The sequence below is a fragment of the Serratia sp. PF-27 genome (assembly GCF_030053255.1).
Classification (GTDB): Bacteria; Pseudomonadota; Gammaproteobacteria; order Enterobacterales; family Enterobacteriaceae; genus Serratia; species Serratia bockelmannii.
Window position 1 is genome coordinate 72,036 of the sequence record NZ_JASGBT010000020.1, and the last position, 12,090, is coordinate 84,125.

Annotated in this window: 8 protein-coding genes and 2 pseudogenes; 2 read left to right on the top strand and 8 right to left on the bottom strand. The window is 37.4% G+C overall.

Translation table 11 applies throughout. The annotated features are described in order from the left end of the window. Positions 1-437 (bottom strand): annotated as a pseudogene (locus QMZ29_RS13320) (DUF4214 domain-containing protein); the annotation flags it as partial. Positions 438-841: 404 nt separating this feature from the next. Here QMZ29_RS13320 and QMZ29_RS13325 point away from each other — a divergent pair. Then, positions 842-2,128: a cellulase family glycosylhydrolase gene (locus tag QMZ29_RS13325; RefSeq protein WP_282994078.1), complete on the top strand. Its 1,287-nt coding sequence runs from the start codon at positions 842-844 to the stop codon at positions 2,126-2,128. A gap of 342 nt (positions 2,129-2,470) precedes the next feature. Next, positions 2,471-3,542 (top strand): annotated as a pseudogene (locus QMZ29_RS13330) (integrase core domain-containing protein). A gap of 107 nt (positions 3,543-3,649) precedes the next feature. Here the strand turns inward: QMZ29_RS13330 and wbaP are convergent. The 7 genes from wbaP to QMZ29_RS13365 form a co-directional block, all read right to left on the bottom strand. Beyond that, a complete protein-coding gene (wbaP, locus tag QMZ29_RS13335) occupies positions 3,650-5,083 on the bottom strand; it encodes an undecaprenyl-phosphate galactose phosphotransferase WbaP (RefSeq protein ID WP_261423818.1) in 1,434 nt (477 codons plus the stop codon). Between the two features lie 119 nt (positions 5,084-5,202). Beyond that, positions 5,203-6,291 carry a glycosyltransferase gene (locus QMZ29_RS13340; RefSeq protein WP_147823007.1) on the bottom strand — a complete coding sequence of 363 codons (1,089 nt, stop codon included), beginning with the start codon at positions 6,289-6,291 and terminating at the stop codon, positions 5,203-5,205. A gap of 2 nt (positions 6,292-6,293) precedes the next feature. Then, entirely contained in the window at positions 6,294-7,364 is a 1,071-nt protein-coding gene (locus QMZ29_RS13345) for a glycosyltransferase family 4 protein (protein WP_261423826.1), read from the bottom strand. Positions 7,365-7,389: 25 nt separating this feature from the next. Beyond that, the gene (locus tag QMZ29_RS13350) at positions 7,390-8,706 is read right to left on the bottom strand and encodes a hypothetical protein (protein ID WP_147823005.1); all 1,317 of its coding nucleotides are present in this window, start codon (positions 8,704-8,706) and stop codon (positions 7,390-7,392) included. A 30-nt stretch (positions 8,707-8,736) separates the two neighbouring features. After that, positions 8,737-9,888: an acyltransferase family protein gene (locus tag QMZ29_RS13355; protein WP_147823004.1), complete on the bottom strand. Its 1,152-nt coding sequence runs from the start codon at positions 9,886-9,888 to the stop codon at positions 8,737-8,739. Between the two features lie 89 nt (positions 9,889-9,977). Further along, positions 9,978-11,036 carry a glycosyltransferase gene (locus QMZ29_RS13360; RefSeq protein WP_238476082.1) on the bottom strand — a complete coding sequence of 353 codons (1,059 nt, stop codon included), beginning with the start codon at positions 11,034-11,036 and terminating at the stop codon, positions 9,978-9,980. An 11-nt stretch (positions 11,037-11,047) separates the two neighbouring features. Then, on the bottom strand, positions 11,048-12,090 hold a 1,043-nt coding region (locus QMZ29_RS13365), incomplete at its 5' end, for a glycosyltransferase (protein ID WP_283225780.1).

Below are 12,090 nucleotides of genomic sequence, written 5' to 3' on the forward strand. Positions count from 1 at the left end.
ACATCAGAAGCCCCTGTACCAGCAGAAGCGGGTACTGATGATGGGAAAAGTGCCGATTTTATTTTTCCATCGAAAAAGCTCTGCTGTGACAGTGTGGCACTGTCGTTTCCAGCGTAATTGGATAGGTCATTGATTATACTTTGAACAATAACACCAACACTGTTTCCTGTAGCCAACAAGGCGTTGACAACCTCAGTGGAAGGCGCAACTCCATGAACATTAGTATAAATAGTTTGAATAACTTCAGCAGGCGTTTTTGCTCCGAAACGGGCAACACCATCAGCAGATGCTATCAACCCATTGATAAATTGCAGATCGGTTTTATTTCCCAACTGGAGTTGCTGCGCAAAATAGTCAATAGTAGATGTGGATGCACTCTTACCTAAAACAGCATAGTAGATTGATGCCGATTCGTATTGTGACACTAGAGAAGCCATAACATCCCCCTTGGATGCATGATTTTACAATCAAAATATTACGACACTGACCAACGGAAGATGTCAGTACAAGTAGTAATAAAGAATAAAAAAACTCTACTGCACCTAAAGAAAAGAAAAGGAATTGATATTTGTCAAGGCAACCGTGTCAAATCAGACGGTAGGACGAGGCATCAAGCAGAAAAGTAAACACCGAAATAATTTCAAATGAAATTTAATTTTTATCACAAAAAAACAGCAAGATAATCTATAAAAATAAAATTATTCCTATATACGTATAACGCAATATCAAGCAATATAGGATAAGTGGCTGATAAGTTTGGGAAAGCCATTCGCATTAATATTCTAAGCATTCATCTTTTACCAACATAAGAATCTGCAATTATTAGCAAAAAGGGGATAATATGAACCATAGACAGTTACTTCGCAGCCTAGCGAAAAAAGCGATGATAACAGCGTTCGGTTTACTCTGCGGGACAAGTACCCATGCTTTTGAAGTGGGTATCAACATGCACGTACGACACTACCCCAACACGGGTGATTACTATCTTAACCTGGCAAAAGAGTATGGCTTCACATCAATAAGAGAGGATTATCCTTGGGCGCAGGTAGAAGGACCTCAAGGGAAATACTCTCTCATCGGGAACTTAGGAAAAGTCGACGCAGTATTTGCGCAAAGTGAAAAAAATTTCGGGTTAAGTTCCATGTTGGTTTTAGCCTATACAAATCCACTTTATGACAAAGGAGGATACCCTCAAAGTGAAGCAGCAATAGATGCTTTCGCCAATTACGCATATTGGACAGCTAAAAGGTTCAAGGGAAAAGTAAAATACTATGAAATATGGAATGAGTGGTTAGTTGGGACAGGAGTCAGAGGAGCAAAAAATCCGCCATCTGAAACTGTTTTCTTTGAGCTCGTTAAGAAAACTGCTCTGGCAATAAAAAAAGCGGATCCTGATGCTATCGTGATGACGGGTTCGTTAAACCCATTGAAAGAAAAAGATAATGCCTGGTTGGATAAATTGCTGGATATGGACTTAATGCATTATGTAGATGCTATTTCAGTCCATCCGTATTCTTATCGCAATCCAGATAATGAGATGAGAAAACCTGAAGGTAATTTGGCGGGGATAGATATTTTTGAAGATAAATTAAGAAAAAAAACTGGACGCACAATCCCTATCTATATTACAGAAATGGGGTTCCCAACACATATTGGTGACGGTGGAATATCAGGCAACCTAGCTGCTCAAAATGTCATTAAATACACATTATTAGCCAAGTCACGAGATTACATTAAAGGGATATGGTGGTATGACTTGATTGACGATGGGGCAAATGATAGAAACCGCGAGCATAGATTTGGATTCATTTCACAGAATTTATCCCCTAAACCAGCCGCAACTTATCTTAAAAAGATATCCAATTATGTCGAAAAATTTCAGGTCGTGCATTACAAACAATCAATCAAAGGGGAAAATAGCATACAGCTAAGTAACGGAGAAGAAAAAGCCGTCATCACATGGGATAATAAGCCCGAAGAAAAAGAAACCAACCTTATTAACAGAATAGCAGGCCTTGCAAAAGACAAAAAAACTTCAGACGTAACACCGTTATTGATCGAAGATAAAAAAAATAACACCATAATCGAGAAAAAAAATGGAACTCCAACTCTCAGGATATCTAATTAAAAGTGATGACTTAAGTTGAGGACATGCACTGGCATGAAAAGCCTTTATATTACAGCCCCCAAAGGGGGCCTTAAAATTGGTTCAACGGAACTTAGCATGAACCAATAGAAAACGGCAGTCAGAATGTTAAGGTTTTTATTCTCCAAAACACACCCTAACCCTTCAAAACTGCCGCCACTATGAATGCTAACCTTTGCCTCCTGTTTTGGAGTTCCTTGTCGTTAATTCATTCTCACATCCTTCTGCCAACACCTTGCTTGTTCTGTAAGTATCCCGATAAAACGAACCATTCATTTTTAGAAATATTCCAACATAGTGATTATCTCCCCTGAGAAGATCACCATGTGCAAAGCCCGATTTACCGAATGCCAGATCATTACCGTTTTTAAGTCTGTCGAAGCAGGACGTACCGCCAACGATGTATGCCGCGAAGCGGGAATGTCTGAAGCAAAGTATGGCGGGATGGAAGCTTCTACTATCAAAAAATGAAGGATCTTGAGGACGAAAACCGGCGACTCAAACAGATGTTTTCCGATCTCAGTCTTGAATGTCGGGCCCCGAAAGACATTTTCGAAAAAATCTTTAAACCAGTGATGAAGCGGGTGCCCGTCAATTATCTAGCGGCACAATTTGCCATGAGCATCCGCCAGGCATTCGGGACATTATCCCTGAGCAGGACGCTGTATTTTTATCAACCCGATACCGGGCGTGATGAACCGAGATCCTCACGTTGACTGTACTGGCAGAACGTTATCCGCGATGCGGTTTTAAGAAGTTGTTACTGTTGCTGTGCAGACAGGACAGCAGCTGGAGCCATAAACGTGTTCACCGAATTTACTGCCTGCAGAAACTGAGTTTTCGTCGCAGGGGGAAACTTCCGCCGGTACGTAACCCGACACCACTGGCAACGCCAGAAGCGTCTAACCAAAGCTGGTCGTTGATTGTATACATGATGTGTTGGTCTGTGGCTGGACTTTTCGGACCTTTAATATGGTGGATAATTTTAATCGTGAAGCGATGGCGATAGAAATCAACCTGAATATCCCGGCTCAGCGTGTCGTCCGGGTACTGGAGCGGGGCGTGGCAAACCGCGGCTACCCGCTTAAAATACAGATGGGTAACGAACCAGAACTGGTCTCACTAGCGCTGTCACAGCAGGCCGGATAATATGGAGGAATTCTGGAGATTATTAAACCATGTAAACCGACGCAGAATGCCTTCATCGAACCGTTCACCCAAACGTACCAGTCAGAAATACTTGATTTCAATTTGTTGAACGAGGCACGGAAATCACAGAGCGCAGGCTGACGAAATACAACAGCGAACGGCCTCATGAATCCCTGATAACCTGACGCCGGAAGAGTGTTGGCAGATGGCTGAAAATTCGGAAATCTCAAAAAGCGCGTGGAACTAAACCGGATGTGCTTACAGAATCACCTACTTCATTTAGCCTTGTGTCACAAAGCCATCTTTTTGACAGATGGCCTGATTAATACAGCTGGAATATCTACTACTTAAAAATCAATAAGCACCATCTCTCTTTAAAACAACCGAGATAGTTTTAAAGAGAATAACAATATCATTCCAAAGGGCCCAGTTCTTAACATACCAAGCATCAAAATAAACCCGTGTATCGTAATCAATATCGTTACGCCCACTTACTTGCCATAACCCAGTCATTCCAGGCTTAGCCATATAATAATAGTCCACATCCCCAGCATAGCGCGCTAGCTCATCTTCAATGATCGGACGAGGTCCGACTAAGCTCATTTCCCCAATAAAAACATTCCACAATTGAGGCAATTCATCCAAGCTAGTTTTCCTGATAAAAGCACCAATTTTGGTAATGCGAGGATCATTTTTTAACTTAAAGTCACGTTCCCATTCAGCTCTAGCATCAACATCACTATTGAGAAGCTCATCAAGAACCTCTTTAGAGTTAGTTACCATTGAACGGAATTTAAGACATTTGAATTTTTTCCCGTTATGCCCCACTCTTTCATGCCCATAAATAGGTTTGCCTCCATCTCGTGAAACCATATAAGCGAGAAAAGCAAGAACCGGAGAAAGAATGATCATAATTGCAAGCGAACCAAATATGTCAAATATTCTTTTAGTCAATCTAGATGTTCTCTTCGCTAGGTTATTGCTAACCCTCAATATCATCACTTCATGGCTAAAGATAAATGACATATCGGTTCCATAAAGAGGAACTCCACGTAATGTAGGAATAACAGACACCGAACGACAATTATGTTTTGCCAAATTTTTTAACCAACGATCCCGCAATGCATGCTGCTCAAACTCTAACGCTACAATGAACTGAGTATTTTGAACATCAACAACAGTCCAGAGTTTATCTTCAGAATTAATTACAGGGACACCAAAATAATTATCTTTGCAAGGCTCGTCGATACATACAAATGCAGAGACATCAAATCCAAGAATAACCTCACTCTGCAAAGCAGCATAGGCTTCAAAGGCATTTTTCTTAGAACCGATAATAATCGTTTGTTTTTTCCAGTAGCCAAATTTGTCTAGTAGTCTTTTTGTCAAGAATCGACCAAGAGGAACCATACAGATGATCAATACCCACGATAAAAACCACACAGAACGAGAAAAATTCCATTTAGAAAATGCTACAAACGCTAAATCTAATACAGCAAAAATCAATAGCGTCCGTATAATTTCCTTAAGTTCAAACCAAAATGGTTTTCTATAGGTATAATGCCTCAAACGCACCCAAAACCAAGCCACGCAAACCAACGAAATAATAACCTGAGCTAATATTCGTGTTGAAAGTTGCCCCTCAAGAATAAACTTACCCGCTCCACCAAAATAACCATCAAGGATAATATAAGTAAGATAAAAAGCGAAGTTAAAGAAAAAAAGATCGGAAAGTGCAAGTGAAACCTTTGCTACACCGCCACTGCGGTATGTATGTTTCATTTCCATAAGGTTACCATAAGAAAATAATTAAAAAACATCCATCTTAGATAATGGAGACACATGGAATACGTCAAGAAATAGATGACAATTACTAAAAGAATAGGATAGGGCTAGGCTTCTAGGTATTATTTCAATACATGCTTATAAACACTCATAGTTTGCTCGACCATTTTATCAACTTTAAAGTTTTCGAGAAAAATAGATTTAGCTTGTTTCCCCATAATAGCCCATTCCTCTTTTGTCTTGCTAACTACAATAGAAGATAACTTTTCATGATGAGCTAGGTCAAATAGCTCACCATTAACTCCCGGGAAAATCATTTCAGGAAAAGAAGTACAATTACTTGAAATAACAGGTGTCCCATAGCTCATTGCTTCCAATGGAACCATCGCAAAACCTTCCCAGCGGCTTGGAATAATTAAAACATCGGCGTACGCAAAATAAGGGGATATTTCATCTGAGGATAACCAACCAGTATAAGTTGTCTGTGGCAATTCGGTATATAAATTGTCACCATGTACAGCCCCACCAATAATAGTCAAATGATAAGGTTTAGAATCTAGATTACTCATCATTTTGATAAGGATATCAAATCCTTTCTGATAATCTAAGCGACCAACAAATAGTAAATTAATAACCCCTGATATTTGATATGGATTCTTAAGAGAATCCATTGAGGCTGGAGCAGGAACCCCATTGTAAACAACATGCAGCTTTTCCTCCTTCAATCCATTTGCTATAGCCGCATTTTTTTCATAGACGCTAACACAAATCACAGCATCAGTAATCGGTAATAGAACTCGTTCAATCGTTCTATAAAATAATTTCTTTAGGTGGCTACCTTCCATTAAGAAAGAAAAGGCGTGCGGGCAATAAATTACTCTTGGTCTATATATAGGATACATTACTATTAAAACTAATCGCCCTAAAACCCCAGCAAAAGTACTATGAAGGTGAACAATATCAGGTTTGGTTTGGCGAATATTTTTGACAAAGTGACTAATAAAAGAGACAAAAGACCTGAGATTACGCCCTGTTCTTTCAAAAGTTAATACAGCACTGGCCGGCAGATGTTTGATTTCATCTTTCTGATTTTCTGGAACCAAACAATAAACTTCACTTACTTTGGGGTTGATAACGTGATCTGATGCAATCAATCGCATAACAGTAGCCACACCACCTTTGATTGTTTCAGCCGCATGAAAGATCTTCATATTTACTCTCTCGCTGAATTTATGCTATTAATTATATCACATACGCTTTGAGCGGATTTTTTCCAAGAATATTTTTTTACGTTATCAAATCCGGAACTTATTAGCTTAGATCTCGTTTCTTCGTCGGATATCACTTTTGCCATTGCGTCAGCCATTTCATTTATATTATATGGATCAAAATAAATTACACTTTCATTTAATACTTCTGGCATAGAAGCCTTGTTTGATGAGATAACGGGGCATCCACAAGCTTGAGCTTCCAAGGGAGGGATGCCAAACCCTTCATAGAAAGAAGGAAAAACAAAAGCAATTGCATTTTGATAGAGTGAGATTAACTTTTCATCCTCTATTCTCCCAAGAAAAATAACATCATCATTTACTAGATTTTTAGAGAAATCTTGAGAGGAAAAACTAGCAGAAGATTTACCAATCACCTTCAACTTTACATTCCCACCATGCTGCCGCTTGACCAAAGAGAAAGATTCCAACATACCATGAAAGTTTTTATGGTAGTTAGGAGATGACACCGCCAATATATATTTATCTTTGTCATTCTCTTCTAGCATCCCAGGTGAAAACTCTTGCCCTACGGCGTTATAAACTATATATACGTTCTCTTTAACATAAGAGAAATAATCAAGAATCTCAGACTTCGAGAAATTACTAACAGTAATAAGAGCTTTACTATTTCTTAGCATCAAAGGCACTAGCACCGAATATAAAGCTCTAAACTTTAGAGAAAAGCTTTTTTTATACCTTTTATAGGTCACATCATGATGTGTTACAATCTGATTATTGTAGAAGGCAGGGGCAGTACTGCATAGATTAAGAAGCAGAGGAGAGCCTAGAGATTTCAAATAGCGTGGCAACTCTATTTGTTCCCAGTAATGTCCACTTTTTTTTCCGATGAATCTCACATTAAAACTGGCGGGCAATGTAGCTCTTTTTATATCCCTAGGTGCCAAGAGAACAATATCACTCCGCAGCTCAACCAACTCCATGCAAATTTGTTCGGCAAACCGTTGCACTCCCGTCACATCTTGAGTAAGGAACCTTGCATTAATATAAATCATAACATCTCTCATTATATTACAATCATTATTTATAACTATAAATGGAAATATCTTCCCGAGTACACCCTTTCTTTTTAAGAACAAAAGGAATGGCCACAAAAACAACTAAAAACATATTATTAGGGAAATTACCCAATCCCAGATTGTAGAATAACTCAATGGCTAGAGTGAAAAAAATCAAATGTCTTGCACCAAAAATGTCACAATCTTTTATGGAAAATAATTTGAATTGTATATATATAAGAATAAATAAATAAGTCAAAAAACCTACATAGCCATAATTACTAACCAAATAAATATAGGCACTATCTGTTGGGATTGCATTAATCCCGTATTGAGATTTATCCAACCCAAATGTTCCATTAATACCAAGCCCTGCGCCAAAAAGAATTTTCTCCAATGAATCTAAAGATGCAATTATTTTATGATGTTCCAGAACACGCAAGTAGATAGAATTATATGCCGCAGTTTGATTATAAACACGAACACTATCATAAACTGCATAATTATGAGTGGAATATACGAATAATAAAACTAAAACGCTTCCAATTATGAATATAGCCACTTTGGAAATTGAGGGAAGAAATCCTTCGAAGAACTTAACAAAGAAATAAACCATTAGACCAATAACAGCAGTCTTATAAGTTGTGCAAAAAATCGCCACGAAAAATAAAAGGAAAAAACCAACTCTAAGTAGTCTGCTCTTTAAAAAATGTCTGCATTCAACGGATAAAATTAGACAAAAAAGCATTAACACACCCGACATGGTAAATGACAACTGTAACCCAATTGCTCGAATATTACCCTCCGTCGAGTTGAGGCGGACACCAGCATCACTTCCCCACTGGCCAGCATCTAAACCTAAGAGGCCCATAAATGAATCCGGGAATAACTGTTGAAGAATAACAGCAATTGCATTTAAAGCCCCCAAAAAGAGTGTCATCCTAACGAATTTCACACTAAAACTAAGTAGTTCTTCTTTGCTCATTTTAGCGAAGATCAGCAGAACTGTAACAATGAATATCAAAGGAACAATATCAAACTTTAGTTGATAGAATATTATAAAAGTATGGCTGGACACAATATCCAACATTGAATATATGGAAAATACCCCTATCATCATTAACAACACGACGGGGATAACTATCTTACTGCTAACTTTTCCCTTAGAAAAACAAAGAGCAACAATAAAAAGTAAAACAATAAATGCTTCCTTCCAAACTTTAAGCACAGGGAAATCTAGCATTGCAGAAACAACACCGATAACGCCTGAAAAAAAGCACAGAGCCAAAAAAAGGAGAAGGAGTATAATTGGAATACGTTTCAATCCGAATAATTTCATTGTGAATACCATAAATAAAGTTCGTCTTATCTAAATTTTATTGTTTATCACTTCTTCTTTTTTCATGATTCTTTTGCCCGCAGATATTGATTTTACTTCAATAATCTTATAAGTAAAATGTGAAACAGTAATAACAATGGCGATTATTATCATAACTATGAAGTTGTTGTAAAACCATGATCCAAAATCCATGTAACGTAACGTACTTTCAGACTTAGTGAATACGGAGTAAGTAAAACGCAAACCAAAAATTTTTTCGCATGCCATGGCCAAACTAATTGAAATGAAGATAACCGCAGCGTGAGTCATGTAAACTGAGAATGAAATCTTACCTAAATACTCAAAAATAGATTTCCGTAAAATAAATGACCCCCATCCCATCTCGAATGAAAATACATAAATAGTGAGGAAAAATGAAAAGCTCGTGATTATACTTTTATAACCATACTGCTGTGTGACTGAGTAATAGCATAGAAGTAACGTAGCAACTTCCATCAAAGTAAATAATAATTTATTGCATTCCTTCGGTTTATAGACCTCATAAATAAAATAAGTAACCGAACCACCAAAAAAACAAGCGATTCCATAGAGAGCCTCACTTTTTATAGAAGGAAATACAGGTAAAGCTAATCCATAGAAAGCAAAGAATGAAATGGCGAAGAACGCAGAGGTCAGTACATTTTTTCTCTTATACAATAAAAATAGAACAACTGCAAAAACCGCATAGAGATAATATTCAACACTAATGCTCCAAGACGGATAATTAAATGATAGTATTTCTTTAGAAGGTAACCATGCCTGCAATAAAAATAAATTAGGTATAATTTGATCTGGTGCATTAACACCGCTGAATGCGGGTTTATTAAAGGCAATACCGTTGGATTGTGCTACATATTTTGCGCATTCAAGTATAATAAAGACAAGCAACATCATCAAATGGAGAGGGAAAATGCGAAACGTGCGATTAATAGCAAAAGCGCGCAAGTTAGAAAAATGAAACTCAGTTTTACTATACGCATGGGTCAGCACGAAACCACTTAAGACGAAGAAAAACTCAACCATATAGGTTGCATTTCTGAACAGCGGCCACTCAGTTATGCTTCCGGTAATATTGAAATGATGAAGAACAACACATAGTGCACATATGCCCCGGAAACTATCGAGAACAGTAAATCGTTTCATTTTTTACCTTGAGAGAAACTAGAGTAAATCCTACGAACCATATTATAAATTAAACTACGACTTCATTCATTTTAAAAGAATAATTTAGTTTACAGTATAGATTCGTATTTTATTAAAATATCATCGATAACAGATTTATCAAAAGAAACATTATCTATCGATAGAGCCTTGCTTAGTGCACACTCCATTTCTGTATTTATATCGCAAATAACTCCATTGCCTTCATTTATAATTTCATTTATTCCACCGGGATATGCATTTGCCAACACTGGTGTCCCACAAGCAATCGCTTCGATCACAACGTTAGGATAACCTTCCCAGCGAGAGCTAGACACAAAAATATCCGCAGCTCTTAACAGCGCATATGGATTTTCCGTTGACTCTATAAAAGTCACGCTATCTTCCAATCCTAAATTTGTATGAAGCTTTTTCAACATTGCATCATCCTCTCCTTCACCGACGATCGTTAAATGGTAAACACCTTTCTCCAACCGACTGAAAGCGTTAAGTAATTGGTCATAGCCTTTCTGATACGTTAACCGGCCAATCGTCAACAGATTGACCCGCTCCTTTGGTAACTCATAGTCGCTTGCTTTTAAACTTAGTGTCTTTATACGTTTATAATCCAAGGGGTTATTTATCTTAACAAGTTTACTTTTTGGTATATCCATTTTTTCAACGAGATCATTAACCATGTCATCACTTTGGGCTACGATCACGTCATAATTTTTATAGCAGGTTTTGTATAACAGTTTTGCAATGAAATTCTTTTCAAAAAAGCTTGGCAAGTTAGATTCCCGAGCTATCTTTCTAATTCCACGTCCAAAATATGAAAGAAAAGGTGACAAGGTTGCGTTTGAAGTTCCTGAGCTAATAAAAACTGAATCTATATCATGTTTCTTACATGTTTTTCTAATACCAAATAAAATTTTTGGAAGTGCGTACCTTGCTCTTCCTGTTACATTAATATATTCAACAACAACATCTTTTTCCAACTCTTTAACCAAAACATTTTTTTTGCTATCATTCTTATACAGAAGAAGATAAGGCTTAAACCTTCCTCTATCAATATTGTTTAAGAGAGTATAAATAACTCTATCCGCACCAGATAACCCAAGTATCGGCATTATAAAAAGAATTTTTTTCACTGTACCCTCTTTCAATTTAAAGGACCGTCATAACCAAATATCACCGCAAGCAGTTTGTCCCATTTTTGCTGCTGAAGTAGCTTTACTTCCGAAGCATTCTTATCTCCTGAAACCGCAAGATGTCTATATAGCTCTTTATTATAATAGATCTGTGATATTCTATTCTCTATTTCATCAATATTTGTGGGATTAAAATAAAGCACACTATCTTTACAGACTTCAGGAATACTGGAAACAGCAGACGCTATAACAGGGGTTCCGTATTGCATTGCTTGTAGTGGCGGGTATCCATATCCTTCATTTAAGCTAGGATAGATAAATGCATAAGCATTTTTATAAAACCAGTCCAATGACTCTGAATCAACATAGTCTATAAAAACAAATTTATCTTTGTTTTGTATATCACTATGAGGTTTATTTTTACCAAGAACAAACGTCACAATCTCGCAGTTTTTATTTTTTGTATAGAAATGGTCCAGAGCCTTAATCGCACGATAGTTATTTTTCATCCACCGATTGGCACTGACTAAAAGAAAATAACTTCCGCCAAAGGAAGTTAGATGCGTATATCTATCTCCCAGAAGTGGTTGCCCTTTACCAAACGGGCATGGAGCCGGGGACACATAGATATCGTCGCCTTTCAGGTAGGGATAAAAGCACAACATCGAATGTTTACTGTGCTCCGAAACAGTAATTACTTTTATTCTCGACTTGCTCAATAATCGTTCAAATCTATTATAGTAAAATTTCCATTCTCTCTCTCTATATAATACGCGTTTCACTGCGAGTTTTACCTTGGAGATAATACCGTCACGATAATGCCATTGAACAGGATCATAACCGCACTCAATCTCTCGTAGTCCATGTACGGTCATGATAAAATCTAATTTATCGGTTTTTATCTCGTGCAAATGATAAGGCAAAGCAGAATAAAATTTAGCGAAGCGATTTGAATTAATGAGATCGACTAACTCACGATCTCCTGAGACGCCTATTATTTCGATACCATGCTCAAAACATGTTTTTTTGATTGCCTCATCTAGCTCTCTTTTTT

Excerpts from the sequence above, each read along its gene's own strand:
- QMZ29_RS13350 (WP_147823005.1), bottom strand. The coding sequence starts at position 8,706 with ATGAAATTATTCGGATTGAAACGTATTCCAATTATACTCCTTCTCCTT.
- QMZ29_RS13355 (WP_147823004.1), bottom strand. The coding sequence starts at position 9,888 with ATGAAACGATTTACTGTTCTCGATAGTTTCCGGGGCATATGTGCACTA.
- QMZ29_RS13325 (WP_282994078.1), top strand. The coding sequence starts at position 842 with ATGAACCATAGACAGTTACTTCGCAGCCTAGCGAAAAAAGCGATGATA.
- QMZ29_RS13340 (WP_147823007.1), bottom strand. The coding sequence starts at position 6,291 with ATGAAGATCTTTCATGCGGCTGAAACAATCAAAGGTGGTGTGGCTACT.
- wbaP (WP_261423818.1), bottom strand. The coding sequence starts at position 5,083 with ATGGAAATGAAACATACATACCGCAGTGGCGGTGTAGCAAAGGTTTCA.
- QMZ29_RS13345 (WP_261423826.1), bottom strand. The coding sequence starts at position 7,364 with ATGATTTATATTAATGCAAGGTTCCTTACTCAAGATGTGACGGGAGTG.